This window comes from Salipiger sp. CCB-MM3 (assembly GCF_001687105.1).
Taxonomy (GTDB): domain Bacteria; phylum Pseudomonadota; class Alphaproteobacteria; order Rhodobacterales; family Rhodobacteraceae; genus Salipiger.
Genome location: NZ_CP014595.1, coordinates 2,838,920 through 2,865,692 on the forward strand (window position 1 = coordinate 2,838,920; position 26,773 = coordinate 2,865,692).

Consider the following 26,773-nt stretch of genomic DNA (forward strand, 5'->3'; position numbering starts at 1 on the left):
TGCGACAATGGCTGCCCAGAACGGCAAGGACCTTCTGATCAAGCTCGACCTGACCGGCGACGGCCAGTTCGAGACCATGGCGGGGCTGCGCGCCACGCGGGTGAGTTTCAACGCCGAGAGCGTCGATGTGACCTCTCTGGAAAGCGCCGGAGGCTGGCGCGAACTGCTCGCCGGGGCCGGGGTAAAATCGGCCAATCTCTCGGGCTCGGGCGTGTTCAAGGACGCGGGCACCGACGAGCGCGCGCGGCAGATCTTCTTTGACGGAGAGACGCCGGATTTTCAGGTGATCATCCCCGATTTCGGCACCGTGGAGGGGCCGTTTCAACTCACCTCGATCGACTATGCCGGCAGCCACGACGGCGAGGCGACCTATGAGATCGCGCTCGCCTCGGCGGGGGCGCTGAGTTTCGTGCCGGCGGTGGAGGCCTAAATGTCGAACCCGTGGCGCGGAGAGGTGGCGCTGGAGATCGACGGCCAGCGCCATGTGATGCGGCTGACGCTGGGCGCGTTGGCCGAACTGGAGGCGATGCTGGAGGACGGCACGCTGCTTGATCTGGTGCGCCGTTTCGAAAGCGGCAGCTGTTCGACCCGCGACGTGCTCGCGCTGATCGTCGCGGGGCTGCGCGGGGGCGGCTGGCCGGGCACGGCGCAGGACCTCGTAAGCGCCGAGATCGGCGGCGGCCCGCTGCTGGCCGCGCGCGCGGCGGCGGAGCTGCTGGCGCATGCTTTCGCGCTGCCCGGAGAGACCGGATGAGCGGCTTTGACTGGGCGGCGCTTTTGCGTGCGGCGGTCGAGCGGCTGGGGCTGCGCCCGGCGGAGTTCTGGGCGCTGACCCCCGCCGAACTGCGGCTGATGCTGGGGGGCGGCGGCGGGTCGCGCGCGATGGGCCGCGCCCGGCTGGAGGAATTGATCGCGGCCTTTCCGGACGCGGTGCAGGGAGATGGCGATGACTGAGATGGATGATCTTGACCGGGCCCTCGAGGGGCTGGAGCAGAGCCTTGGCGGGGCCAGCACCATGGCGGCGGGGTTCGATGCGGAACTGAAGCGCATCCACCAGACGTTTTCCGCCACCGGGCGCGGCGCGTCAAAGCTCGAAGGCACGCTCAGCCGCTCGCTGGCACGGGCGTTTGATGGCGTGGTGTTCGGCGGCCGCAGCGCCTCCGAGGCGCTCGAGCAGGTGGCGCGCAGCGTGCGTGACAGTGCCTACCGCGCCGCGGTGCGCCCGGTGACCGACCATCTGGGCGGCGCTCTGGCCGCCGGGGTGACGCAGCTTTTCGGGGCGTTTTCGCCCTTTGCGCAGGGCGGCGCCTTCTCGCAGGGGCGGGTCACGCCCTTTGCCAGCGGCGGCGTCGTCAGCGGGCCGGTGCGCTTTCCCATGCGCGGCGGCACGGGCCTGATGGGCGAGGCGGGGCCCGAGGCGATCCTGCCGCTGTCGCGCGGTGCCGACGGGCGTCTTGGCGTGCGCGCCGAGGGACGCAGCCAGCCGGTCACCGTGGTGATGAACATCCAGACCCCCGACGTGCAGGGCTTTCAGCGCAGCCGCGCGCAGATCGCCGCGCAGATAAGCCGTGCGCTGTCGCAGGGCGCGCGCAACCGCTGAAGGAGCGATCATGAGCTTTCACGAGATACGCTTTCCCGCCGACCTCAGCTTTGGCGCCATGGGCGGGCCAGAGCGCCGCACCGATGTGGTCGAACTGAGCTCGGGCTTCGAAGAGCGCAACACCCCTTGGGCACAGTCGCGGCGGCGCTTCGATGCCGGGCTGGGGCTGCGCTCGCTGGATCATATCGCGCAACTGCTGGCGTTCTTCGAGGCGCGGCGGGGGCAGCTTTATGGGTTTCGCTGGAAGGATTGGTCGGATTACGCCTCTTGCCTGCCATCGCAGAGCGTCTCTGCCGGGGATCAGGTGATCGCCCGCGGCGACGGCGCGACCCGCAGCTTCCAGCTCACCAAAACCTACCGCTCGGGCACGGCCACCTATGCGCGCGCCATCACCAAGCCGGTGGCCGGAACGGTGCTGGCGGCGGTGCAGGATGTTGCGATGCATGAGGGCGTACATTTCGAGGTAGACACCACCAGCGGCCTCGTCACCTTCGCCGAGCCGCCGCTGGCCGGGGCCGAGGTCAGCGCGGGCTTTGAGTTCGACGTGCCAGTGCGCTTCGACACCGACCGGATCAACGTCTCGGTCGCGAGCTTTCAGGCCGGACAGGTGCCCGATGTGCCGGTGGTCGAGGTGCGGGTCTGATGGGCGCTGCAGAGCTTCACGCGCATCTGGCGGGCGGGCTGACCACCGTGGTGCGTTGCTGGGCGTTGACCCGGCGCGATGGTCTGCGCCTTGGCTTTACCGACCACGACCGCGCGCTGAGCTTCGACGGGCTGGAGTTCCGCGCCGACAGCGGGCTCAGCGCCAAGGCAGTGCAGCAGGCGACCGGGCTTTCGGTGGACAATTCCGAGGCGATGGGCGCGCTGTCGGATGCATCGCTCTCGGAGGCAGATATTGAGGCCGGGCGCTTTGATGATGCCGAGCTTGTCGCTTGGCTGGTCAACTGGGCCGACGTCAGCCAGCGCCGCATCCTGTTTCGCGGCACGCTGGGACAAATCCGGCGCGGCCCTTCGGCCTTTCATGCGGAACTGCGCGGGCTGACCGAGCGGCTGAACCGTCCCTTAGGGCGGGTCTACCACAAATCCTGCGCCGCGGTTCTGGGCGATGCGGCGTGCAAGTTCGATCTCAAGACTGCCGGTTATCTTGCTGAAACTGATATCATTTCAGTGGATGGATCGCAGAGCCTTTCGGTTGCGCTTCTGCCGGGGTTCGAGCTTGGCTGGTTCAGCCGTGGGCGGCTCGAGATGCTGAGCGGCGCCGCTGCGGGGCTGTCCGGAGGGATCAAGCGTGACCGCCATATCGACGGGCTGCGGGTCATCGACCTGTGGGAGCCGCTGCGCGCGCCGCTTGCGCCGGGAGATCGCGTTCGGCTCACCGCGGGCTGCGACAAGATGTTCGAAAGCTGCCAGTTTAAATTCAACAACATCATAAACTTCCAAGGGTTTCCTGACGTGCCGGAAGAGGATTGGATGCTGACCCATGCCAGCAGCGCATCGGTCACCGACGGCGGGTCGAGACGATGAGCCGCGCGCACGCAGTGGCGGTGGCCCGCAGCTGGATCGGCACGCCTTATCTGCATCAGGGATCGCGGCGCGGCGCGGGCTGCGACTGCCTCGGGCTGCTGCGCGGCGTCTGGCGCGAACTGCTGGGGCCAGAGCCCGAGCCGGTGCCGCGCTACAGCATGGACTGGTCGGAGCCGCAGGGCGAAGAGGCGCTGCTGCAGGCCGCCCTGCGCCACCTGCGCCCGAAAACCTTGGGCGATGAGTCCCCGGGCGATGTGCTTCTGTTCCGCATGCGCGCGGGCAGCGTCGCCAAGCATCTGGGGCTGCAGGCGCGCACTGGGGTCGATGCGTCCTTCATCCATGCCTACAGCGGCCATGGGGTGATCGAAAGCGCCCTCAGCGCCCCGTGGCGGCGGCGCATCGCGGCACGTTTTGCCCTTCCGATGGAGAACGACTGATGGCGACTATCCTCCTTTCCGCCGCGGGTGCGGCGCTTGGCAGCGCGGTGGGCGGCTCGGTGCTTGGCCTGTCGATGACCGCCGTTGGCCGCTTCATCGGCGCCGGTCTGGGGCGCGCTTTGGACCAGCGCCTGATGGGGGGCGGCTCGGAGACCGTCGAGACCGGGCGGATCGAGCGTTTCCGGCTCAGTGGCGCTGGCGAGGGCGCGGCGGTGTCGCAGGTGTTTGGCCGGATGCGCATCGGCGGGCAGGTGATCTGGGCCAGCGAGTTCCGCGAAGAGGTGAAGAAACAGACGGTCTCGAGCGGCGGCAAGGGCAGCCCGCGCAGCGAGACCACGGTGAAAAGCTACAGCTATTCGGTGAGCCTCGCTCTGGCGCTCTGCGAGGGCGAGATCACCGGGGTGAACCGTGTCTGGGCGGATGGCAGTGAGATCGCGTTGCGCGATCTCAACATGCGCGTCTACAGCGGCAGCGACGATCAGCTGCCCGATCCCAAGATGGAGGCGGTCGAGGGCGCGGGACTGGTGCCGGCCTATCGCGGCACCGCCTATGTGGTGATCGAGGATCTGCTGCTCGAACGCTTCGGCAACCGCGTGCCGCAGCTGAGTTTCGAGGTCACGCGACCAGAGCTTGCGGACGCCGAGGATGTGCCTCTGGCGATCCGCGGCGTGGCGATGATCCCCGGCACCGGCGAATATGCTTTGGCGACCCGGCCGGTCTATCTCGATTACGGGGGCGGCGCGAAAGGCGCGGTCAATCTTAACACGCCCGCCGATGTCCCGGATTTCCTCGTGTCGCTGGATCAGCTGCGCGATGAGCTGCCCGCGTGCCGCGCCGCCTCGCTGGTGGTGAGCTGGTTTGGCGATGACCTGCGCTGCGGGAGTTGCGCGATCCGGCCCAAGCTGGAGCAGGCGGACTGGGACTCCGAGGAGATGCCGTGGCGGGTCTCGGGGCTGGGGCGCGATGCGGCGGGTCTGGTGCCGAGGCTGGAGGACCGTCCGGTCTATGGCGGCACGCCGTCGGACGCCTCGGTGATCGAGGCGCTGCAGGAGATGGCGGCGCGTGGGCTCGAGGTGGTCTATTACCCCTTCATCCTGATGGAGCAGATGGCGGGCAATGATCTTCCCGACCCGTGGACCGGCGCCGAGGGGCAGCCGGTGCTGCCGTGGCGCGGCAGGATCACGCTGAGCGCGGCGCCGGGGCGTGCGCGCTCGCCCGATGGCACGACGGCAGCGGAGGATGAGGTGGCGGCCTTCTTCGGCAGCGCCGCGGCGGCGGATTTCTCGGTGCAGGAAGGCGGCGTGAGCTACGCGGGGCCGGATGAATGGTCGTTCCGGCGCTTCATCCTGCATCAGGCGGCGCTCTGCGCGGCAGCGGGCGGTGTTGCGGCCTTCTGCATCGGCTCGGAGATGCGCGGGCTGACGCAGATCCGCGGCGCTTCGGGCTTTCCCGCGGTGGCGGCGCTGCGCGCCTTGGCCGCCGAGTGCCGGGCGCTGCTGGGGCCGGAGGTGAAGATCGGCTATGCCGCCGATTGGAGCGAGTATTTCGGCTATCACCCGCAGGACGGCTCGGGCGATGTCTATTTCCATCTCGACCCGCTGTGGAGCGATCCGCAGATCGATTTCATCGGCATCGACAATTACATGCCGCTGTCGGACTGGCGCGATGGTGACGATCATGCCGATGCCGCATGGGGGGCGATTTACGATCCCGGATACCTCATGTCGAACGTCGAGGGCGGCGAGGGGTTCGACTGGTATTACCCCAGCGCCGAGGCCCGCGAGGCGCAGCGCCGCGTTGCGATCACCGATGGCGCGCATGGCGAGCCGTGGGTCTATCGCTACAAGGATTTGCGCAGCTGGTGGTCGAACCTGCACCACGAGCGGATCGGCGGTGTGCGGCAGGCGCCGCCGACCGGTTGGGAGCCGCAAAGCAAGCCGATCTGGTTCACCGAACTGGGCTGCGCCGCCATCGACAAGGGCGCCAACCAGCCCAATAAATTCCTCGATCCGAAAAGCTCTGAGAGCCTTCTTCCGCATTATTCCAATGGCTTGCGGGACGATCTTATGCAGCGCCAGTACCTGCGTGCGATCCATGCCCATTGGAATGACCCGGCGCATAACCCGGTCTCGGAGGTCTATGGCGGGCCGATGCTCGACATGTCCAAGGCGCTGGTCTGGGCGTGGGATGCGCGGCCGTTTCCGTGGTTTCCGGGGCTCGAGGATCTGTGGAGCGATGGCGGCAACTACCGGCGCGGGCATTGGCTGAACGGGCGCTGCTCGGCGCGCACGCTGGCGTCGGTGGTGGCCGAGGTCTGCACCGCTGCCGGGGTGCCGCAGTTCGACGTGAGCCGCCTCTGGGGCTGGGTGCGCGGCTATCAGATCGACCGTGTGGGCGATGCGCGAAGCGCGCTGCAGGGGCTCTTACTGGCGCATGGGGTGGATGCGATCGAACGCGACGGTGTGCTGCTGTTCCTGCCGCGCCGGGGCCGGGCTGCGGTGGCGCTGGACCTGAGCGATCTGGTGCATGACGGCGATGACGAGGGGGATCTGCGGCAGACCCGTGCCGCCGAGGCCGAGATGTCGGGGCGGCTGCGGCTGCGCTTTGTCGAGGCCGAGGGCGATCACGCCATCGCCGCCGAGGAGGTGGTGCTGCCCGACGAGGGCACCCATGCGGTGGCCGAGAGCGAACTGCCGCTGTCGCTGAGCCGGGCCGAGGGGAGGATGATCCTCGAGCGTTGGCTGGCCGAGGCGCGGATCGCGCGGGACACGCTGGACTTCAGCCTGCCGCCGTCGCGGCTCGAGCTCGGTGCGGGCGACATCGTCTCGCTGCCATCCCCCTCGGGCGTCACGCGGATGCGTATCGACCGGGTGGAGATCGGCGACAGCCAGCGCATCGAGGCGGTGCGGATCGAGCCCGACACCTATCTTCCTGCACACATGCAGGACAGCGCGCCGCTGCTGCGGCCCTTCGCGGCGCCGGTTCCGGTGCTGCCGCTGTTCCTCGATCTGCCGTTGATGAGCGGCGCGGAGGTGCCCCATGCGCCGCATCTTGCGCTGACCGCGCAGCCTTGGCCGGGCAGCGTCGCGGTTTATGACGCGCCAAGCGATGCGGACTACGTGCTGAACGAGATTCTCGCCGCGCGCGCCACCGTGGGGCGCACCGAAACGCCGCTTTTCGCAGCGCCGCCGGGACGGATCGACCGCGGCGACGCGCTGCAACTGCGGCTGACGTCCGGCGCGCTGCAGTCGGTGGAAGAGGCGGCGTTTCTGGCCGGTGCCAATCTGATGGCCATCGGTGACGGCAGCCCGGGCAACTGGGAAGTGCTGCAGTTCCGCGATGCGCAACTGGCCGAGCCGGGCGTGTGGTTCGTCTCGCACCGGCTGCGCGGTCAGGCGGGCAGCGACGGGCTGATGCCCGAGGTCTGGCCGGTGGGCTCATGGGTGGTGCTGCTCGACGGCGCGCCGCAGCAGATCGCGCTGGCGGCGGCGCAGCGGCGGCAGGCGCGGCATTACCGCATCGGACCCGCGCGGCGCGGCTATGACGATCCGAGCTATGTGCACCGGGTGCTGGCGTTTGATGGCAACGGGCTGCGGCCCTACCGACCAGCGCATCTGCGCGCGGATTTTGGCGCGGGTGGGCTGTCAGTCAGCTGGATTCGGCGCACCCGGATCGAGGGCGATGATTGGGATCTGCCCGAGGTTCCCCTGGGCGAGGAAAGCGAGAGCTATCTCATTCGCGTCACGCAGGGGGAGACGCTGATCCGCGAGGCGTTTTCCGGCGTCCCGTCTTGGAGTTACGATCCGGCGATTGATGGGCTTTCGGGGGCGTTCGAGCTGCGCGTGGCACAAGTGTCGGCGCGCTATGGGCCAGGGCCTTTCGCGACGCTGGCGCTGTCGGCCGGAGAGTGAGACCTGAGAGTGAGACCCGCGGCGCAGGGCAATCGGCGCTTTCATCTCCGCCCGCGATCCCCTAGATCACGGTTTTGCATTTCGGCGCGCCGCGCCTATCTGCTAGACTGCTGGGCAACCGCACGGAGGATTCCAATGGCCAAGACCCGCGCCAAGATCGCCGAACTCGACCCTGTCTGGGCCCGGATCATCCACGAGGCCGAAGAGGTCGTGGCCGCCGAGCCGCTGCTTGGGGGCTCGGTGCATTATTCGATCCTGCACCATCCCACCATAGAGCGGGCTTTGGCCTATCGGATCTCGCTCAAGCTGGCCAATGGCGAGATGTCCGAGCAAATCCTGCGTGAGATCTGCGACGAGGCCTACAGCATGGACCCCTCGCTGGCACTGAAGGCGCGCGCCGACATTCAGGCCACTTATGAGCGTGACCCGGCCTGCCACCGCTATCTGCAGCCGCTGCTCTACTTCAAGGGCTTTCAGGCGATCCAGAGCCAGCGCGTGGCGAACTGGCTGTGGACCCAAGGCCGTCGCGATCTGTCGTATTTTTTCCAGATGCGCTCGTCCGAGGTGTTCGGCGTCGACATTCACCCGGCGGCGAAGATCGGCAAGGGCATCATGATCGACCACGCGCATTCCATCGTCATCGGTGAGACGGCGGTGGTGGGCGATGACGTGTCGATCCTGCACTCGGTGACGCTGGGCGGCACCGGCAAGGAAGACGAGGACCGTCACCCCAAGATCGGCAATGGCGTGCTGATCGGCGCAGGGGCCAAGGTGCTCGGCAATATCAAGGTCGGCTGCGGCTCGCGCATTGCCGCGGGTTCGGTGGTTCTGGCCGAGGTGCCGCCGTGCAAGACCGTGGCGGGCGTGCCTGCCAAGATCGTCGGCGAGGCGGGCTGCGATCAGCCCTCGCGCTCGATGGACCAGAAGCTGACCGGCTGCAATTGCAGCGAGTGAGCGGTTTCAGGATCGCGAAATAGAGAAAGGCGCGGACCTCGGGGTCCGCGCCTTTTGCGTTGTCGTGGTGACCTGATCCACCCGGAATCAAGGCGAAGCCGCCGGGTGAGCGCCGGCCCGTCCCGGCGGGCTGGCGCTTTGGCATCCGCGCGCTTGGCTCAGATGTCGTCAGGACTTGGCCTCGATAAACCGCCCATGTCAGACGCTGCAGCGCCACCCCAACGGGCCAGCGCTCACCCGCCTTGTTCCGGTGCGTGCGGGTCACTCCGCCGGCATGACGGCGGGCATGACGCGGCGGGCGCGGCTGCGGCTCTCGAACCATGCCAGAGCCAGCATTAAGATCCCGCCTGCGGCGAGCGCGGCGCCCACTTGACCCGTTGCGCCCCAGCCATGGCCCGCGGCCAGCGCGCGCCCGGCGAGGAACGGCCCCAGCGCGTTGGCGGCGTTGAAGGCGGCGTGGTTGAGCGCGGCGGCCAGCGTCTGCGCTTCTCCGGCCACATCCATCAGGCGCATCTGCAGCGGGATGGCGAGGCTGGCGGTGGTGCCGAGCAGGAAGATCGACAGGCTCATCATCATCCAATCACCGATCACCACGGTGTAGAGCAGCGACATCAGCACCATGCCCACCAGCAGCAGCAGCGCGCCGCCGAGCCGCGACCAATCGGCCAGACGCCCGGCGATGAGGTTGCCGAGCACGCCGCCAAGGCCAAAGCCCGAGAGCGCCGCCGGGATCGCCCAAGCGGGGGCGGTGGTGGCGTCGAGCATGGCGGCGGAGAAATAGGAGTAGACCGCGAAGACCCCGCCAAAGCCAATGGCACCGATCATCAGCGTGCTCCAGACAGCGCGGTTGGCCAGCGCGCCAAGCTCACGCAGCGGGCTCGGCATCGGGCCGGTCTGCACGTTGGGCGCGACGCGGGTGATCATCAGCGCCGAAGCGGCGGCGATGGCGGCGGTCACGACAAAACACAGACGCCAGCCAAACACCTGACCCGCGGCACCGGCGAGCGGCACTCCGATCACATTGGCGATGGTCAGCCCCATGAGCACCTGCGCCACGCCGCGCGCCTTGCGGCCCTCGGGCGAGAACTCGGCGGCGAACAGCATCGAGATGCCGAGGAAGGCACCATGCGGCAGACCCGAGGCGAAACGCCCGATGATCAGCGTGGTAAGATCGGTGGACATGGAGCTCAGCAGGTTGCCGAGACCAAAGAAAGAGATCAGCAGGATCAGCAGCAGCTTGCGCGGGATCATCGAGCCGAGGACGGCCAGCACCGGCGCGCCGACGACGACGCCAAGCGCATAGGCGCTGACCGCGTGGCCGGCTTCGGGTTCGGTCACCGACAGATCGGCGGCGTAATAGGGCAGCAGCCCCATTGCGGCGAATTCGGAAACGCCGATTGCAAAGGCGCCAAGCGCCAGCGAGAGGATCGTCAGAACGGCCTGACGGTCTTGGGTAGCCATGTCACAGCTCCGATGGTCGGAAGTTGGGTTGGACGTGGGTCGTCGAATGCGATGTCGGGAAGCCTTGGCGGGGCGGGTGTCAAACAGGCATGACAAGCCCGCCGCGACGCAGCATGAGCTTAATCTACGCGAACGGTACATCTTCTCAAGCGACGCCTGCGCAAGCTCGCCATGCAGCGATTGCATGACGCACGGGCAGCTTTCCGCGCGCCGAGTGCGAGGCCTGAACGGAAAACGGCCCCCGCCGCAAGGGCGAGGGCCGCTGATGTGCTCAGGTTTTGCGGCGGATCAGGCCAGCATCACCATCGGGTTCTCGAGGTTGTCAGCGATGGCCGACAGCAGCTCGGCGCCAAGCGCGCCGTCGATGACCCGGTGGTCGACCGAGAGCGTCACCGACATCACGGTGGCCACGGTCAGCTCGCCATCTTCGCCGACAATCGGCTTCTTGACGCCCGCGCCCACGGCGAGGATCGCGCCATGCGGCGGGTTGATCACCGCGTCGAAGTTGTCGATGCCATACATGCCGAGGTTTGAGATCGCGAAGCTGCCGCCGACATATTCATGCGGTGCGAGCTTCTTGTTGCGGGCGCGGCCCGCCAGATCCTTCATCTCGGACGAGAGCGCCGACAGCGACTTCATCTCGGCGTCTTTCAGCACCGGGGTGAAGAGACCGCCTTCGATCGCCACGGCCACGGCCACATCGGAGGGCTTGAGCTTGAAGATGCGGTCGCCTGCCCAGACGGCGTTTGCGTCAGGCACGGACTGCAGCGCCAGCGCGCAGGCCTTGATGATGAAGTCGTTGACCGAGAGCTTCACGCCGCGCGCTTCCAGCTGCTTGTTGAGCTGGCTGCGGAACTTCAGCAGCGCGTCGAGCTTGATGTCGCGGCGCAGGTAGAAGTGCGGGATGGTCTGCTTGGCCTCGGTGAGGCGGCTGGCCACCGTCTTGCGCATGCCGTCGAGTTTGACCTCTTCGAAGTCGCGCCCGTCGTACATCTTGCGCACCGCGTCCGTGGACGGACCGGCGGGCATGACGGCGGCATCGGCGGCCTTCTTCTCGGCAGGTGCCGCAGCCTCGGACTTGGCCGGAGCAGCGCCGGGCTTGGCGGCCTCGACGTCGGCTTTGACGATGCGACCGTGCGGGCCGGTGCCTTTGACCTGCGCCAGGTCGAGCCCCTTGTCCGCCGCGATGCGGCGGGCCAGCGGCGAGGCGAAGATGCGGGTGCCATCGGCAGCGGCGGGCGCTGCCGGGGCAGGGGTTGCGGAGCCAGCTGCCGGGGTGGCGGCCGCGGCCTTGGCCTCTTCCGCCTTGGGCGCTTCGGCTTTCGCCTCGGGTTTGGCGGCCGAGGTGTCGATGTCGTCGGCGCTTTCACCTTCTTCGAGCAACACGGCGATGGGGGTGTTCACCTTCACCCCTTCGCTGCCTTCCTCGATGAGGATCTTGCCGATGGTGCCTTCGTCGACGGCTTCGAACTCCATCGTCGCCTTGTCGGTCTCGATCTCGGCGAGGATGTCGCCGGAGTTGACCGTATCGCCCTCTTTCACCAGCCATTTGGCCAGTGTGCCTTCCTCCATGGTCGGCGACAGCGCGGGCATCAGGATTTCCGTGGGCATGACGCGCTCTCCTTACCGGTAGGTGACTTGGCGGACCGCGTCGACCACCTCTGCGGTGGTGATCAGCGCGTGCTTTTCGAGGTTCGCCGCATAGGGCATGGGCACGTCCTTGCCGGTGCAGTTGATCACCGGAGCGTCGAGCCAGTCGAAAGCGTTCTGCATGATGTAGGCCGACAGGTGGTTGCCGATCGAGCCGACGGGCCAGCCTTCTTCCACGGTCACGCAGCGGTTGGTCTTCTTCACCGACTCGATGACGGTGCCATAGTCGATCGGGCGCAGGGTGCGCAGGTCGATGACCTCGGCCGAGATGCCGTCTTCCGCCAGCTTCTCCGCCGCCTCGAGGGCGTAGGTCATGCCGATGCCGAAGGACACGATGGTGACATCTTCGCCTTCGCGCCAGATGCGGGCCTTGCCGAAGGGCACGGTGAAATCATCCATCACCGGCACATCGAAGGAGCGGCCGTAGAGGATTTCGTTCTCGAGGAAGATCACCGGGTTGGGATCGCGGATCGCCGATTTGAGCAGGCCTTTGGCGTCCGAGGCCGAGTAGGGCATCGCCACCTTGAGGCCGGGCACCATCGCGTACCATGCCGCGTAGTCCTGGGAGTGCTGCGCGCCGACGCGGGCCGCCGCGCCGTTCGGGCCGCGGAACACCATGGGCGCACCCATCTGGCCGCCGGACATGTAGAGCGTCTTGGCCGCCGAGTTGATGATGTGGTCAATCGCCTGCATGGCGAAGTTGAAGGTCATGAACTCGACGATGGGCTTGAGCCCGCCGAAGGCCGCGCCGACGCCGATACCGGCAAAGCCGTGCTCGGTGATCGGCGTGTCGATCACCCGCTTGGAGCCGAACTCGTCGAGCAGGCCCTGGGTCACCTTATAGGCGCCCTGATACTCGGCCACTTCCTCGCCCATGACGAAGACATTGGCGTCCGAGCGCATTTCCTCGGCCATGGCGTCGCGCAGCGCTTCGCGCACGGTCTGCTGCTTGAGCTCGGTGCCCTCGGGCCAGTCGGGCTCGACCGCTTTGGCCTTGGGCGTTGCGGGGGCGGAGGCGGGGGCCGCCTCTGCCGGAGCCGCGGGGGCTTCTTCGGCGGCTGCCGGAGCGGCGTCGCCACCCGAGGAGGTCTCGATCGACGAGGCGTCTTCGCCTTCCTCGACCAGCACGGCGATCGGGGTGTTGACCTTCACGCCTTCGGTGCCTTCCTCGATGAGGATCTTGCCGACGATGCCTTCATCGACCGCTTCGAACTCCATCGTGGCCTTGTCGGTCTCGATCTCGGCGAGAATGTCGCCCGAGGTGACGGTGTCGCCTTCCTTGACCAGCCATTTGGCCAGCGTGCCCTCTTCCATGGTCGGCGAGAGCGCGGGCATGAGAATTTCGGTTGCCATATGCGTCTAGTCCTTCTGCCTCAGGCCTCTACCGCGTCGCCTTGCGGCACTTCGTCGGCATAGATGTCGGTCCACAGCTCTTCCAGAGCGGGCTCCGGGCTCTCTTTCGAGAACTCCGCCGAGGCGTTGACGATGTCCTTGATTTCCTTGTCGATGGCCTTGAGGTCATCTTCCGAAGCGTGCTTGCCCTGCAGCAGCAGGTCGCGCACGTTCTGGATCGGGTCGCGCTCGTCGCGCATCTTCTGCACTTCCTCGCGGGTCCGGTATTTCGCCGGGTCCGACATGGAGTGGCCGCGGTAGCGGTAGGTCTTGATCTCGAGGATGTAGGGGCCCTTGCCGGCGCGGCAGTGCGCCACCGCCTTTTCGCCGGCTTCCTTGACCGCCAGCACGTCCATACCGTCGACCAGTTCGCCCGGGATGCCGAAGGGCGCGCCGCGGGTGTAGATCTCGTCGGTGGAGGTCGAGCGCTTCTGCGAGGTGCCCATGGCGTATTGGTTGTTCTCGATCACGAACACCACCGGCAGCTTCCAGATCGAGGCCATGTTGAAGGTCTCATAGACCTGGCCCTGGTTGGCAGCGCCGTCGCCGAAATAGGTGAAGGTCACGCGGGAGTTGTCGAGATAGGCATCGGCAAAGGCGAGACCGGCGCCAAGCGGCACCTGCGCGCCGACGATGCCGTGGCCGCCGTAGAAATGCTTCTCGCGGCTGAACATGTGCATCGAGCCGCCCTTACCCTTGGAATAGCCGCCTTCGCGGCCGGTCAGCTCGGCCATCACGCCGTTCGGGTCCATGCCGCAGGCGAGCATGTGGCCGTGGTCGCGATAGGAGGTGACGCGCTTGTCGCCTTCCTCCGCTGCGGCCTCGAGGCCGACGACAACGGCTTCCTGACCGATGTATAGGTGACAGAACCCACCGATGAGCCCCATGCCATACAGCTGACCCGCCTTCTCTTCGAAGCGGCGGATGAGCAGCATGTCACGATAGTATTGCTTGAGCTCTTCGGGCGAGACGTTCGGCTTGGCGGCTGGTTTCCGGGCGGCCATTAGCGCTCCTCCCAACTTAGTTTAGTGTTAAACTTTCTCACACAGTAAAGCCCTGACACGTCAGTGTCAAAGGGCGCTGGCGGCTGTTGCGGGAAAAAGTGGTGCGGGCCGGGCTCAGGGCAAGCGGGTGGCGAAACCCCGCCGGCGCGCGCCGCTGCCTGCGCGGCGCTCGGACGGACTGTTGCGATATGCGTATTTGGAAAGAGAAGAAGCCCTCTGAGGCGCTCTCCCCGGGGCTTCTTCTCTTCAAAAATACGCCGGGGGAGCGCGCAGCGTAGCGGCGGGCGGGGGCGGAGCCCCTAGATCGGTAGGGTTGGATGGAGTGCCGCGGCGGGCCTTAGCGCACGACGATTTCGTCCGAGCGGATCATTCCCAGAACGTCGCGGGCCTGCTGGTCGAGCAGGTCGAGATCGAGAAAATCATCCGACAGGCGGCGAGTGAGGTTTTCCATATGAGCCACCTCGGTGTTGAGCCGGTCAAGCTCGGCGGTCAGCCGGTCGCCCTCGACCTCGATCTCGGCGCGGCGGAACACGCCATAGTCGCCCTGAACCGCAGCAAAGGTGAAATAGCCTGCAAGGCTCACCGCGATACTCGCGAAAATCAGGCCGCCAAAGGCCGGTTTGCGTCTGCCCGTCATGAAAATTGGGTCCTGCTCAAAGGTCGTACCGCTCTGCACTCTGCCGCGGCCCCTCGTTCGTGCGGGGGCCTTCCGGCGCAGAAACTATGCCACAGGCGAATCGTGTTGGGAATGCTTGCCGGTGCCGGGGGCGGGCGCGGGCCCGGAATTTGCCGCTTTTCCCGGCGGGTGTGCCGGGAAAAGCGCAGTTGCGGTGGCCAGTTACCGCCGCTTTCCGCCTGTTACCCTAGTGCTGCGACACCGGGCAGGGTCTTGCCTTCCATCCATTCGAGGAAGGCGCCGCCCGCGGTGGAGATATAGGTGAAATCCTCCGACGCGCCGGCCTTGTTGAGCGCCGCCACCGTGTCGCCGCCACCGGCGACCGAGACCAGCTCGCCCTGCGCGGTGCGCTTGGCGGCAAATTTGGCCGCGGCATTGGTGGCCGCATCGAAGGGGGCGATCTCGAAGGCGCCAAGCGGGCCGTTCCAGATCAGCGTCTCGGCGCGGCCGATGGCCTGCTCGACGTGGGCCACGCTGTCGGGACCGGCGTCGAGGATCATCGCATCCGCGGGGCAGGCCTCGGCGGGCACCACTTCCGACGGCGCGTTTTCACGGAACTCGCGCGCCACCACCACGTCGCGCGGCAGCAGGATCTCGCAGCCCGCCGCGGCGGCCTTCTCGGCGATTTCGAGGGCGGTGCCGGTCATCTCATGCTCGCAGAGCGACTTGCCCACGTCCACGCCCTGCGCGGCAAGGAAGGTGTTGGCCATGCCGCCGCCGATCACCAGCATGTCGACCTTTTCCACCAGATTGCCCAGCAGGTCGAGCTTGGTCGACACTTTCGCGCCGCCGACCACCGCCAGCACCGGGCGCTTGGGGTTGCCCAGAGCCGCCTCGAGCGCTTCCAGTTCGGCCTGCATCAGCCGTCCGGCGCAGGCCGGCAGCAGATGCGCCAGCGCGGCGGTGGAGGCATGGGCGCGGTGCGCCGCCGAGAAGGCATCGTTGCAATAGACATCGCCAAGCGCGGCATAGCGCTGCGCCAGCGCCTCGTCGTTCTTTTCCTCACCGGGCTCGAAGCGGGTGTTTTCCAGCAGCACGATCTGGCCCTCGCCGCAGCCGTCGATCACCGCCGCGGCCTCGTCGAGCGTGGCGAAATTGACGGTGGTGCCAAAGGCGGCCTCGAGCGCGGGCACCAGCATTTTCAGCGACATCTCGGGCACAACCTTGCCCTTGGGGCGGCCGAAATGGGCGAGCAGCACCGGCGTGCCGCCGCGCGACAGGATGTCCTGCACGGTGGGGGCCACGCGCTCGATCCGGGTTGCATCGGTGACCACGCCGCCATCCACCGGCACGTTGATGTCGACACGGGTCAGCACGCGCTTGCCGCTCAGGTCCATGTCGTCGAGTGTCTTCCAGGCCATTCTGGTCCTCCTGATCTCGTCCTTGCCCAAAGGTCTGCCCCGAGCGGCCCCAGAGGTCAATGCAACACAAGAGCTTGCGCTGTTTGAGCGCGCGCCCGACTTGGCATTCGGAGCGGGGCAGACTAAATCTCGGCCAGCACTTGCCATAGGGAGTATCGACATGGCCGAGATCAAGGACCCCGAGAACACCATTCTCATCGAGCTGAAAGGTGGCACCGTCACCATCGAGCTGCTGCCCGACGTGGCCCCCAAACACGCCGAGCGCATGAAGGAACTGGCGCGCGCGGGCGAGTATGACAACGTCTGTTTCCACCGCGTGATCGACGGTTTCATGGCGCAGACCGGCGATGTCGAGCATGGCGACATGGAAGACGGTTTCAACCTGCGCCGCGCCGGCACTGGCGGCTCGGACCTGCCGGACCTGCCGGCGGAGTTCTCGAAACTGCCGCATGACCGGGGCACGCTGGGCGCCGCGCGCTCGATGAACCCGAACTCGGCCAACTCGCAGTTCTTCATCAACTTCAAGGACAACCACTTCCTCAACGGCCAGTACACCGTCTATGGCCGGGTTGTCGAAGGCATGGAGCATGTGGACGCGATCACCCGCGGCGAGCCGCCTGCCGAGCCCGACCGGATGATCTCGGTGAAGGTGGCTGCAGATGCGTAAGCTGGCGCTGCTGCTTTCGGTGCTGGCCTCGCCCGCGCTGGCGGCGGGGCTCGACGTGCAGGTCGAAGGCGAGGGCGCCAATGGCACCTTCCACATCGAACTGTTCGACGATGTCGCGCCCGAGGCCTCGGCCCGGCTGACCGAACTGGCGAAATCCGGCGCTTATGATGGCGTGGTGTTTCACCGGGTGATCGACGGCTTCATGGCGCAGACCGGCGACGTGCAATACGGCAAGCTGGGCGAGGACCTGCGCATGGCGGGCACCGGCGGCTCGGACATGGATGATCTGCCGGCGGAGTTCTCGGACAAATCGTTCGAGCGCGGCGTGGTCGGCATGGCCCGCTCGCAAAACCCCAACTCGGCCAACTCGCAGTTCTTCATCATGTTCGCCCCGGCGCCGCATCTGAACGGCCAGTACACGGTGGTGGGCGAGGTGACCTCGGGCATGGAAGTGGTCGACGCGATCAAGCGCGGCGAAGGCCGCAATGGCGCGGTGATCGGCAAGCCCGACGTGATGACCTCGGTGAGCGTGACCGAGTAAGCCTTGCGCTGGGGAGGGGCGCTGCCCCTCTTGCCCTGCGGGCAATTCACCCGGGAGTTCTTGGGGCGTATTTGCGAAGAGAAGAAGGGCTGGGCACCGCGCGGTGGCCGGCCCTTTTTCATTTGCGGGTGTTAGGGCAGGTGCGTCGCGGCTGTCAACGCACCGAGGCGCTTGGCTATCAGCGCGCCGAGGCGCTTGGCAGGCGGCGGGCCAGCGGGGCGAGGGCGCGGCTGTGCATCCAAGTGCCGCCGAGCCGATGCACGCGCGCGCCGGTGCCGAGCTTGAAATGCGTCAGCCCCGGCGCGTCTTGCTGGTTGAGGATGCCCATGTCGAGCCAGAGGTGCCCCTGCGCCGCAAGCCAGCGCGCGGCCTCCCAAAGCAGCAGGTTCATCGCGCCGGAGCGGCGGCCCTCGGGCCTTGTGACGCCACTGGTCCAACTGGCCATCAGCCCGTGGCGCAGCACCGCGATAGCGGCGACGGGCGCGCCCTCCAGCCGCGCCTCCCAGATCAGCGCGTCGCCGGGGTTGGCGGCAGCATAGGCGGCAAGGAAGCCCGGCGGCAGGTTGCGATAGCGCCGGGCGCGCGCCTGCGCCGCCTCTGTGGGCAGCAGCCAGTGATCGCCGCGCAGCGCCAGCCGCCGCAGCCGCAGCCCGCTGCGTTGCGCCCGGTTGAGCCGGTTGCGCCATTTTTGCGCCAGTGCGGCGCGCATCTCCGTCTCGGGGCCGAGCGGCAGCAGCGCCAAGCTCGCCGGGGTGAGCAGCGGCCAGAAGCCCGCGCGGCGCAGCACCTCGGGCGGCGTGCCATCGGCATTGAGCAGCAGCGGCCCGCGGGGGCGGGCTGCGAGAAACCCCTCGAACCATGCGTCCAGCGGTGCGGGGGCGTCGCAATCGCGCGTTACGGGGCCGCGTGAGAGCAACTCGACCCGGCCAAGGCCGGGCAGGTGGCGCGCCTGTGTCTGCCAGTGCAGCCACTCGCGGCCCGACGCGCTGCCTGAGCCAGTCAATGTGCCGCCGCGCGTCTCGGTGCCGAGAGCCGCGCAGGCGCGGGCGTATTGCGGCGATTGCGGCAGGGGCAAGGTCAGGGGCAGGCATGGCGCGTCCATGCGGGCATTAACGTTTCGAGAAGTCACGATGTGGTTAACATGGCCGCATGAGCCGCCCGCCCCTCAGCCCACGCCCCACCAAGCAAAGAGACACCACAGCACTGCGCGCCCGTCCGACCCGCGCCGCCGCGCTCTTGCTGGCGCTAATTCTGTCGCTGCCTTTCGCCCTTCTGGCGCTGGCTGAGTTGATGCTCTGAGCCCTTCCTCTTGGTTCAAATATCCCGGGGGAGCCCGCAGGGCGGGGGCAGCGCCCCCACAAAAACCACGTCCAAGCGTGCGAAATCGCGAGGGGTCTTTCCCCCGCTCAACTTCCGTGCAATAGGGACGTGCCAACCGATACCCTCCCAAGGAGCCGCCCCCATGGAGATTCGCGAGGCTTTCACCTTCGACGACGTCCTACTGCTTCCCGCTGCGTCCAGCGTCCTGCCGTCCACGGCTGACACGCGCACGCGGGTGACGAAGAGCATCGCGCTCAACATTCCGCTGCTGTCCTCGGCGATGGACACGGTGACCGAGGCCCGCATGGCCATCACCATGGCGCAGGCCGGCGGCATCGGGGTGATCCACAAGAACCTCGACATCGAGCGTCAGGCGCAGGAAGTGCGCCGGGTGAAGCGCTTCGAGAGTGGCATCGTCTACAACCCGGTGACGCTGACCCCCGAGCAGACGCTGGCCGACGCGCAGGCGCTGACCGAGCGCTACGGCTTCACCGGCTTCCCGGTGGTCGATGAGAAGCACCGCGTGGTCGGCATCGTCACCAACCGTGACATGCGCTTTGCGCAAAAGCCCGACACGCCGGTGCGGGTGATGATGACCTCGGAACACCTTGCTATCCTGCAAGAGCCCGCCGACCGCGAAGAGGCGATCAGCCTGATGCGCGCGCGCCGGATCGAGAAGCTGCTGGTCACCGATGCCAGCGGCAAGCTCACCGGCCTGCTGACGCTGAAGGACACCGAGAAGGCCGTGGTCAACCCCACCGCCTCGAAGGACGAGCTGGGCCGTCTGCGTGTCGCTGCCGCGAGCGGCGTCGGCGACGCGGGCTTTGAGCGCACCGAAGCGCTGGTGGATGCGGGCGTCGACATCGTGGTGATCGACACTGCGCATGGCCATAGCGCCGGGGTGCTCGAGGCGGTGACCCGCGCCAAAAACCTGTCGAACCACGTGCAGGTGATCGCGGGCAATGTCGCCACCGCCGATGCCACCCGCGCGCTGATCGATGCGGGCGCGGATGCGGTGAAAGTCGGCATTGGCCCGGGCTCGATCTGCACCACCCGCATGGTCGCCGGGGTTGGCGTGCCGCAGCTGACGGCGGTGATGGATTGCGCCAAGGCCGCCGGTGACGTGCCGGTGATCGCCGACGGCGGCATCAAGTTCTCGGGCGATTTCGCCAAGGCGATCGCTGCGGGGGCGTCCTGCGCCATGGTCGGCAGCATGATCGCGGGCACCGACGAGAGCCCGGGCGAGGTGATCCTCTATCAGGGCCGCTCGTTCAAGGCCTACCGCGGCATGGGCAGCCTCGGCGCCATGGCGCGTGGCTCGGCCGACCGCTACTTCCAGAAAGACGCGGCGAGCGACAAGCTGGTGCCCGAGGGCATCGAGGGTCAGGTCCCCTACAAGGGCTCGGCCTCGGCGGTGATCCACCAACTGGTCGGCGGCCTGCGCGCCGCCATGGGCTACACCGGCAATGCCACCGTCGAAGAGATGCGCAAGAACTGCAATTTCGTGCGCATCACCAACGCGGGTCTGTCGGAAAGCCACGTGCACGACGTGCAGATCACCCGCGAGTCGCCGAACTACCGCATCGGCTGAGCCGCGGCGGATTGAGAAGATCAGGGCCGGTCCTTCGGGGCCGGCCTTTTTCTTTGGGTGTGCTATGGCGGCGAGCGCTATCTTTCTTTCAAGCATGAAAGGGCGAGTAGGGCACGTAGGTGCTTGGGATACTATAGATCGAGAGGTAGCGCGTTTTCGCGTCACCGCTGGTGCTGATATTTCTGGTCGAGCCCTTCGCGCGGGCCGGACGTAAGTACCGAGACCTCGCAAGGTCCGACGTCAGCGACGGCATCCCTATGCGCATATTCAATTCGAACAGAAATTCCATGTTGGCTCGACGGTCGCGCGATCGCTCTCCAAGCGCACTCTGCGGATTGACCCCGCACTGTGACACCAGCCTCCGCCACATATGTAAGGCCATTTCCGATATGCTTGCCGACTTTCGCCAGCCCGCCGAGCTCTGACTGCAGTTGCGCGCCGACCACCCCTCTGTGGTCGATGATCTTAATGACCGTGCGGAGAATCTTGTTCCAGTTCGGCCTAGCGACCGGGATGCCATCGAGCGTCGCCCTTACCGGCTTCATGTGACTGAGTTGTGGGGGCCCGGGCGCGCTGGCGGCGACTTCGTAGAGCGCAAGGCCGTCTGGCAATGGCTTGGGCGCCGCGGCTTGAGGCGCAGATGCGCAGTTCTCGGTTTCTTGCCGCACCAGTTGTTCTACGATGGCCGCTGGTGTCACGGCTCGGCGTTGTGATTGCAGCATCCGCAGGTTGGCGAATGTCGTCTCGTCGATCGTGATCGTCGGCATTTCGGCGCTCTCCGGTGCGGGCGGAAGATGCAGCATTTAATGAAATCAATTCTGAATATTCGGTAAATTGTCCGAGGCCGAGTCCGAAGCTGTGGGCGGTAGGGCGCATCGCCTCTTTCCTGCGCAGCGCCGGTTGCGCGAACTGCGATCCTGCGCCGCCCGTCTTGCTTTGGCGGAAACCCAATGGCTAGAAGCGGTTGAACGGTGCCGCGCGCGGCGCCTCTCAAGCGAAAGGCCTTGCCATGTCCCTCGATCTTGTCATCTCTCAGGCGCGGCTGCAGGACGGTGCGGAGCCGGTTGATATCGGCATCGCAGAGGGAAAAATCGCCGCCATCGCGCCGCGGATCGACAGCGATGCGCCGGTGCGCGAGGCGTGGGGCGGGCTGCTCATCCGCGGCTTTGCCGACAGCCATTTGCACCTCGACAAGGCCTGCATCCTCGAACGCGCGGTGAACCACAGCGGCACGCTCAAGGGCGCGCTTGAGGCGGTGACCGCGGCCAAGCGCGGTTTCACCCAACAGGACGTCTACGCCCGTGGCGCGAAGGTGCTGGAGCGGGCGATCGGGCAGGGCACCACGCTCATCCGCACGCAGGTCGAGATCGACCCGGTGATCGGTCTGGCGGGGTTTCACGCAGTGCAGCAACTGGCCAAGGACTATGCCTGGGCACTCGATCTGCAGATCTGCGTGTTTCCGCAGGAAGGGCTGCTGAACTATCCCGGCACCGAAGAGTTGCTGCGCGCGGCGCTGGCGCAGGGGGCGGATCTGCTGGGCGGCTGCCCCTATACCGACAGTGACCCGCATGGGCAGATCGCGCGGATCTTCGAGATGGCGCGGGAGTTCGATGTGGATCTGGATTTCCACCTCGATTTCGACCTCGATCCCGGCTGGCGGCATCTGGACGAAGTGGCGCGCCAGACCATCGCCTTTGGCATGCAGGGGCGGGTGGCGATCGGCCATGTCACAAAGCTTTCGATGCTGCCGCCCGAGGCGCTGGCGCAGAGCGTGGCGCTGCTGCGTGAGGCGGGGATCGCCCTGACCGTGCTGCCGGCGACCGATCTCTTCATCACCGGGCGCGAGTTCGATCATGCGGTGCCGCGCGGGGTGGCGCCCGCGCATCGCTTTCACGCGGGCGGCGTGTGCTGCACGGTGGCCACCAACAATGTGCTCAACCCGTTCACGCCCTATGGCGATTGTTCGCTGCCGCGGATGGCCAATCTCTTCGCCAATGTCGCGCAACTGGGGCAGGAGGCGGAACTGAGCGCCTGTTTCGACATGGTGAGCGGTGCGGCGTTCCGCCTGCTGGGGCGCGATCCGGCGATCCGTCTGGGCAGCGCGGCGGATCTGGTGCTGCTGCCGGGGGCGAGCCGGGCGGCGACGGTTGCCGAGATCGGGCGGCCTCTGTGGGGGATGCGCGCCGGACGGATGAGCTTTGAGGCGCCCGCGCCGCGGCTGCTGCGGCCCTGAGCTTGGGTGTCGCGGGGCGAGCGCTGCGGGGAAAGCGCTGGACGCGCCGCGCCGGAGCCGGGTAGAGGGGCGCTGAACGGCCCAAGGCGGGCGAGGTAGAGGGGCAGGCGCCATGCAGCATTCCATCACAGGGCGGGTCAGCCGGACGATCACGGGCGCGGCCCTCTGGGCGGAGCGCGCAGCATGACCCCCGGCGCACGGCTTCAGGCCGCCGCCGAGGTGCTCGACCGGATCGCTGGCGGCATGGCGGCGGAACAGGCGCTGCTTGGCTGGTCGCGGGGCGCGCGTTACGCGGGCTCCAAGGACCGGGCGGCGGTGCGTGACCATGTCTTCGACACGCTGCGGCGCTGGCGCTCGACCGCCGTACAGGGCGGCGGCGAGAGCGGTCGCGCGCGGCTTATAGGATTGCTGCGCCAGCAGGGGATCGCACCCGAGACATTGTTCACCGGCGACGGCCACGCCCCCGCGCCGCTGACCGATGCCGAAACGGCGGCGGGCGCGCTGCCCGAGGGGGCCGATGCGCGCGACATGCCCGATTGGCTCGACGCTCTGCTGACCGAAAGCCTTGGCGATGAGGCGGGACCGGCTGCAGAGGCGCTGCGCGAGCGCGCTCCGGTGTTTCTGCGGGTCAACAGCCTGCGCGGGGATCTGACCGCGGCGCAGGAGGCGTTGGCCGCCGAGGGGATCGAGACCCGCCCGCATCCGCTCGCCGCAGGGGCGCTTGAGGTAATCGAAGGCGCGCGCCGCATCGCGCAGGGCCGCGCCTTTGCCGAGGGTCTGGTGGAACTGCAGGATGTGGCAAGTCAGGCGGTGGTCGAGGCGCTGCCGCTGGCGCCGGGGCAGCGGGTGCTGGATTATTGCGCCGGGGGCGGGGGCAAGGCGCTCGCCATGGCCGCCCGCACCGGCGGCGAGATCGAGGCGCATGACGCCGAGCCGCGCCGCATGTCCGATCTGCCCGCCCGCGCCGAGCGCGCCGGGGCCCGTGTGCGCCCCGTGGCCAAACCCAAGGGCAGCTACGATCTGGTGCTTTGCGACGTGCCCTGTTCCGGCAGCGGTGCGTGGCGCCGGGCGCCCGAAGGCAAATGGCGGCTGACGCCGGACCGGCTGGAGGAGTTGCAGAAGGTGCAGGCCGAGATCCTCGATATCGCCGCGCGTCTGGTGCGCCCCGGCGGGGTGCTGGCCTATGCGACCTGCTCGATGCTGGCGCCCGAGAACGGCGCGCAGATCGCGGCGTTCACGCAGCGCCACCCGGAGTGGACGGTGACGGAGCAGCGCCAGTATCTGCCGCGCGACGGTGGCGACGGTTTTTATCACGCGCTCCTGAAACGCGCCTCCTGAAGCACCTCTTCTGAAGCGCCGCTCGTGAAGCGTAATCTTGCCGCTCCATCCGCTGCCTGACGTCATGTCACGGCGCGGTTAACCTTTGGTTAATCCTGCATGTGCCACATGAAGACGTGATGCTTGTCGCGGGAATGGAGGCAGTGTGACGCAATCAGAGGCCTATGAGGCGAAAGGGCTGCCGCGGCAGCTGCGCGAGATGGTTCCGGGTCTCGTTTTGGCGGCGGCCGGTCTGGGCTGTGTCGCCGCGGCGGCCTTGCTGCCGCCGCCCGGCGATATGGCCAGCGCCGAGATGGAGCTTGCGCTTTTTGCCGCGGGCGGCGCGTTCTTTGCGCTGGCGGGGCTTCTGACGCTGCGGCGCGGTCTGGGGCGGCGCCGCGCCGGGCGCGATGTGGCGGCGCTCGAAGGCCTTATCGAGGTGGACCCGGTGCCGGCGCTGCTCTCGGGCAGCGGCGGGCGCGTGAGCTATGCCAACCGCGCGGCGCGCGCTGGCTTGGGCGCGGGGCCGGGTGACCGGGTCGAGGCGGTGCTGGCGCCGCTACTTCCTGACGCTGCGGCGCTGATCCAGCGGCTCTTGCTGCGCGCCGATGGCGAGGGCGGGGCGAGCGAGGATGTGGTGTCCTCTGCGGGGCGCTACCGGGTCACTTTGATCGAAACCGCGGGCACGGCCTGCTGGCGGCTCGAACGTCTGCCGCCGCGGCCCTTGGCCGATCCGGCGGTGCCGCCGCGCCTCCATAGCCCCGAAACGCCGGTGCTGACCGTGGGGCGCAGCGGCGCGGTGCTCTATATGAACGCGCCCGCGCGGCGCCTGTTGGGCCGCCGTATCAAGCGGCTCGACGAGGTGCTCGAGGCCGCGCCCCGCTCGGGCATGGTGCAGCAGGTGGTCACCGCGGAAGGGCCGGAGAGTTTCGAGATCCATATCGCCGATGCGGGCGTGGGGCGGCAGGAAATCACCCTGCAGCGGCTGCCGGACACCAGCGGCGCAGCGGTGCGCGACGGCGTTGACGAGCTGCCTGTGCCGCTGCTGCGGCTGCGCCCCGACGGGCTGATCCTGCGCGCCAACCCCGAGGCCTGCCGCATGCTCGAAGTCACCAGCGCCGATGGCAGCCGGATCGGCGAGCATATGGAGGGGCTTGGCCGCGCGATCACCGACTGGTTGGTGGATGCCGCCGCGGGCCGTGGCCTGCACCGCTCGGAGTTCCTGCGGCTGGTGCGCCCGGACCGCGAGGTGTTCGTGCAGGTCACGCTCAACCGTGTGATGGAGGGCGGGCGCGCCGAGCTTGTCGCAGTGCTGAACGACGCCACCGAGCTCAAGACGCTCGAGGCGCAATTCGTCCAGAGCCAGAAGATGCAGGCGATCGGCCAGTTGGCCGGAGGCGTCGCGCATGATTTCAACAACCTGCTGACCGCCATCTCGGGCCATTGCGACCTGCTGCTGCTGCGCCATGATCAGGGCGATGCCGATTATGCCGACCTCATGCAGATCAACCAGAACGCCAACCGCGCGGCGGCGCTGGTCGGACAGTTGCTGGCCTTCTCGCGCAAGCAGACGCTCAGCGCCGAAAAGCTCGACCTGCGCGACACGCTGTCGGACCTTACCCATCTGCTCAACCGGCTGGTGGGGGAGCGGGTCAATCTGACCCTGCGCCACGATCCGGTGCTGCCGCCGATCCGCGGCGACCGCCGCCAGCTCGAGCAGGTGATGATGAACCTCGTGGTCAACGCCCGCGACGCCATGCCCGAGGGCGGCGAGATCACCATCGAGACCGAGCGTTGCGTGCTGCACGACCCGCTGCAGCGCGACCGCGCGCGGGTCGAGCCGGGGGCCTATGCCTGCGTGAAGGTGGTCGATCAGGGCGTCGGAATCCCGCAGGACAAGCTGCAGAAAGTCTTTGAGCCCTTCTTCACCACCAAGCGCACGGGCGAGGGCACGGGGCTTGGCCTGTCGACGGTCTATGGCATCGTCAAACAGACCGGCGGCTTCATCTTTGTCGACAGCGTGATGGGCGAGGGCAGCTGTTTCACGCTGCTCTTCCCAGCCCATGAGCAGGCCGCCGAGGTGGAAGCGGTGAGGCCCGAGGAGAGCGCCAGTTCAGCGCCGCGCGACGGCAGCACCGTGCTGCTGGTCGAGGATGAAGCGCCGGTGCGCGCCTTTGCGGGCCGGGCGCTGCGGCTGCGGGGCTTTGAGGTGATCGAGGCCGAGACCGCCGAGGAGGCGCTGGAGATCCTTGGCGATGCGAAATTGCATGTGGATGTCTTTGTCACCGATGTGGTGATGCCGGGGCTCGACGGGCCCAGTTGGGTGCGCCGGGCGCTGGTCGATAGACCGGGGACGCGGGTGGTTTTCGTGTCGGGCTATGCCGAGGAAGCGCTCGACAAAAGCCGGATCGAAGTGCCCAATTCGGTGTTCCTGCCCAAGCCGTTTTCGCTCAGCGATCTCACCGAGACGGTGCAGCGGCAGCTGGCCTGAGCGGCGGGTTCAGCCAGCCCGTTCCCAAAGCTCGAAATCCGCCGCGCATTTGCGGCGCAGCTTGGCTTCGATCTCGGGAGACAGCGCCAGATCGGCTCGCGGCGAGACATTCTCGCGCGGCAGATCCAGTGTTAGGCCGAGACGCTCTTCCAGAAAGCCGGTGATCACCGCTTGGTTCTCGTAGCGGAACAGATGCGTGACGTTGGTGCCATTGGGCCGAGGCTCGACGAATTTCGCCTGACTGCCGACATTGGCGAAGGGCGGACGCTCGCCGCGGGTATAGGCGTCGACGAAATCATCGAAGCTGAGGCCGCGGGTCGAGGTGGGCTTGCCCTCCAGAAACCCGCGCTGGCGATAGCGATACCACGAGCCGAGCCAGGACACCGGCTCGCGCACCACGGCCATAAGCTCCATATGCTCCACGCCCATCTTCTCGAACATCGGCCGGAAAAAGCGGTTGTAGCGGTAGACCGGCGCGTGTTTCAGCTCGGGCGGGTCGAGCACCGCCATCGACGCATGTGGCCCCAGCGCCGCCTCATAGGCGGAGGTTCCCGTCTTTGGCACCGCCAGCAGCACCAGCCGCGCCTTCCAGAACACCAGCATTCCCGTCCCCAGCTTTGTCTTTTTGCCGATAAACTACTCT

The 26,773-nt window shown here is 67.4% G+C and carries 25 protein-coding genes; 16 read left to right on the forward strand and 9 right to left on the reverse strand.

The features are described 5' to 3' along the window. Positions 1–7 precede the first annotated feature (7 nt). The 9 genes from AYJ57_RS13615 (at position 8) to cysE (ending at position 8,426) form a co-directional block, all read left to right on the forward strand. Positions 8–430: a phage major tail protein, TP901-1 family gene (locus AYJ57_RS13615; RefSeq protein WP_066106302.1), complete on the forward strand. Its 423-nt coding sequence runs from the start codon at positions 8–10 to the stop codon at positions 428–430. Further along, the gene (locus AYJ57_RS13620; protein WP_066106305.1) at positions 431–754 is read left to right on the forward strand and encodes a gene transfer agent family protein; all 324 of its coding nucleotides are present in this window, start codon (positions 431–433) and stop codon (positions 752–754) included. Then, positions 751–954 carry a rcc01693 family protein gene (locus AYJ57_RS13625; protein WP_066106308.1) on the forward strand — a complete coding sequence of 68 codons (204 nt, stop codon included), beginning with the start codon at positions 751–753 and terminating at the stop codon, positions 952–954. The genes AYJ57_RS13620 and AYJ57_RS13625 overlap by 4 nt, the downstream gene beginning before the upstream one ends. Beyond that, the gene (locus AYJ57_RS13630) at positions 941–1,600 is read left to right on the forward strand and encodes a phage tail tape measure protein (protein WP_442974573.1); all 660 of its coding nucleotides are present in this window, start codon (positions 941–943) and stop codon (positions 1,598–1,600) included. The genes AYJ57_RS13625 and AYJ57_RS13630 overlap by 14 nt, the downstream gene beginning before the upstream one ends. Before the next feature lie 10 nt (positions 1,601–1,610). Then, entirely contained in the window at positions 1,611–2,243 is a 633-nt protein-coding gene (locus AYJ57_RS13635) for a DUF2460 domain-containing protein (RefSeq protein WP_066106311.1), read from the forward strand. Then, positions 2,243–3,124, forward strand: a complete 882-nt coding sequence (locus AYJ57_RS13640) for a DUF2163 domain-containing protein (protein ID WP_066106314.1) — start codon at positions 2,243–2,245, stop codon at positions 3,122–3,124. Before AYJ57_RS13635 ends, AYJ57_RS13640 begins: the two co-directional genes overlap by 1 nt. After that, positions 3,121–3,561 carry an NlpC/P60 family protein gene (locus tag AYJ57_RS13645; RefSeq protein ID WP_066106317.1) on the forward strand — a complete coding sequence of 147 codons (441 nt, stop codon included), beginning with the start codon at positions 3,121–3,123 and terminating at the stop codon, positions 3,559–3,561. Before AYJ57_RS13640 ends, AYJ57_RS13645 begins: the two co-directional genes overlap by 4 nt. Beyond that, complete coding sequence (locus AYJ57_RS13650; RefSeq protein WP_066106321.1) at positions 3,561–7,472, forward strand: baseplate multidomain protein megatron; 3,912 nt, start codon at positions 3,561–3,563, stop codon at positions 7,470–7,472. The genes AYJ57_RS13645 and AYJ57_RS13650 overlap by 1 nt, the downstream gene beginning before the upstream one ends. 135 nt (positions 7,473–7,607) lie before the next feature. Then, complete coding sequence (cysE, locus tag AYJ57_RS13655) at positions 7,608–8,426, forward strand: serine O-acetyltransferase (RefSeq protein WP_066106324.1); 819 nt, start codon at positions 7,608–7,610, stop codon at positions 8,424–8,426. 261 nt (positions 8,427–8,687) lie between these two features. Here cysE and AYJ57_RS13660 read toward each other — a convergent pair whose 3' ends face one another. The 6 genes from AYJ57_RS13660 to AYJ57_RS13685 form a co-directional block, all read right to left on the reverse strand. Further along, a complete protein-coding gene (locus tag AYJ57_RS13660) occupies positions 8,688–9,887 on the reverse strand; it encodes an MFS transporter (protein ID WP_066106327.1) in 1,200 nt (399 codons plus the stop codon). Positions 9,888–10,175: 288 nt separating this feature from the next. Then, positions 10,176–11,498, reverse strand: coding sequence for a pyruvate dehydrogenase complex dihydrolipoamide acetyltransferase (locus AYJ57_RS13665; protein ID WP_066106330.1), 1,323 nt, complete (start codon positions 11,496–11,498; stop codon positions 10,176–10,178). A 12-nt stretch (positions 11,499–11,510) separates the two neighbouring features. Beyond that, complete coding sequence (locus tag AYJ57_RS13670; RefSeq protein WP_066106333.1) at positions 11,511–12,890, reverse strand: pyruvate dehydrogenase complex E1 component subunit beta; 1,380 nt, start codon at positions 12,888–12,890, stop codon at positions 11,511–11,513. 20 nt (positions 12,891–12,910) lie between these two features. Further along, positions 12,911–13,933, reverse strand: coding sequence for a pyruvate dehydrogenase (acetyl-transferring) E1 component subunit alpha (gene pdhA / locus AYJ57_RS13675; protein ID WP_066106336.1), 1,023 nt, complete (start codon positions 13,931–13,933; stop codon positions 12,911–12,913). Positions 13,934–14,270: 337 nt separating this feature from the next. Then, positions 14,271–14,570 carry an FtsB family cell division protein gene (locus AYJ57_RS13680; protein WP_066106339.1) on the reverse strand — a complete coding sequence of 100 codons (300 nt, stop codon included), beginning with the start codon at positions 14,568–14,570 and terminating at the stop codon, positions 14,271–14,273. A 221-nt stretch (positions 14,571–14,791) separates the two neighbouring features. Then, positions 14,792–15,970, reverse strand: coding sequence for a phosphoglycerate kinase (locus AYJ57_RS13685; RefSeq protein ID WP_066106342.1), 1,179 nt, complete (start codon positions 15,968–15,970; stop codon positions 14,792–14,794). Between the two features lie 160 nt (positions 15,971–16,130). Here AYJ57_RS13685 and AYJ57_RS13690 point away from each other — a divergent pair, with 160 nt between their 5' ends. Beyond that, on the forward strand, positions 16,131–16,637 hold the full coding sequence (locus tag AYJ57_RS13690; protein WP_066106345.1) for a peptidylprolyl isomerase: 507 nt from the start codon (positions 16,131–16,133) through the stop codon (positions 16,635–16,637). Then, positions 16,630–17,178, forward strand: coding sequence for a peptidylprolyl isomerase (locus AYJ57_RS13695; protein ID WP_066106348.1), 549 nt, complete (start codon positions 16,630–16,632; stop codon positions 17,176–17,178). The genes AYJ57_RS13690 and AYJ57_RS13695 overlap by 8 nt, the downstream gene beginning before the upstream one ends. A 178-nt stretch (positions 17,179–17,356) precedes the next feature. On the opposite strand, the gene AYJ57_RS13700 is transcribed toward AYJ57_RS13695, so the two are convergent. Next, positions 17,357–18,280: a GNAT family N-acetyltransferase gene (locus AYJ57_RS13700; protein WP_066106351.1), complete on the reverse strand. Its 924-nt coding sequence runs from the start codon at positions 18,278–18,280 to the stop codon at positions 17,357–17,359. 47 nt (positions 18,281–18,327) lie between these two features. Here AYJ57_RS13700 and AYJ57_RS25890 point away from each other — a divergent pair, with 47 nt between their 5' ends. Beyond that, complete coding sequence (locus tag AYJ57_RS25890; RefSeq protein WP_157374089.1) at positions 18,328–18,477, forward strand: hypothetical protein; 150 nt, start codon at positions 18,328–18,330, stop codon at positions 18,475–18,477. Positions 18,478–18,640: 163 nt separating this feature from the next. Beyond that, a complete protein-coding gene (guaB, locus tag AYJ57_RS13705; RefSeq protein WP_066106353.1) occupies positions 18,641–20,089 on the forward strand; it encodes an IMP dehydrogenase in 1,449 nt (482 codons plus the stop codon). A 161-nt stretch (positions 20,090–20,250) separates the two neighbouring features. On the opposite strand, the gene AYJ57_RS13710 is transcribed toward guaB, so the two are convergent. Further along, positions 20,251–20,856: a hypothetical protein gene (locus tag AYJ57_RS13710; RefSeq protein ID WP_066106356.1), complete on the reverse strand. Its 606-nt coding sequence runs from the start codon at positions 20,854–20,856 to the stop codon at positions 20,251–20,253. A 242-nt stretch (positions 20,857–21,098) separates the two neighbouring features. Here AYJ57_RS13710 and AYJ57_RS13715 point away from each other — a divergent pair, with 242 nt between their 5' ends. From AYJ57_RS13715 to AYJ57_RS13725, 3 genes are all read left to right on the forward strand, one after another. Then, entirely contained in the window at positions 21,099–22,322 is a 1,224-nt protein-coding gene (locus tag AYJ57_RS13715) for an amidohydrolase family protein (protein WP_066106358.1), read from the forward strand. 183 nt (positions 22,323–22,505) lie between these two features. Continuing rightward, the gene (locus tag AYJ57_RS13720; RefSeq protein WP_066106361.1) at positions 22,506–23,660 is read left to right on the forward strand and encodes an RsmB/NOP family class I SAM-dependent RNA methyltransferase; all 1,155 of its coding nucleotides are present in this window, start codon (positions 22,506–22,508) and stop codon (positions 23,658–23,660) included. Between the two features lie 292 nt (positions 23,661–23,952). After that, positions 23,953–26,130 (forward strand): ATP-binding protein, encoded by a 2,178-nt coding sequence (locus AYJ57_RS13725; RefSeq protein ID WP_442974742.1) that lies wholly within the window; start codon positions 23,953–23,955, stop codon positions 26,128–26,130. A 9-nt stretch (positions 26,131–26,139) separates the two neighbouring features. Here the strand turns inward: AYJ57_RS13725 and AYJ57_RS13730 are convergent, their stop codons facing one another. After that, on the reverse strand, positions 26,140–26,733 hold the full coding sequence (locus tag AYJ57_RS13730; protein WP_066106364.1) for a gamma-glutamyl kinase: 594 nt from the start codon (positions 26,731–26,733) through the stop codon (positions 26,140–26,142). Positions 26,734–26,773: the final 40 nt, after the last annotated feature.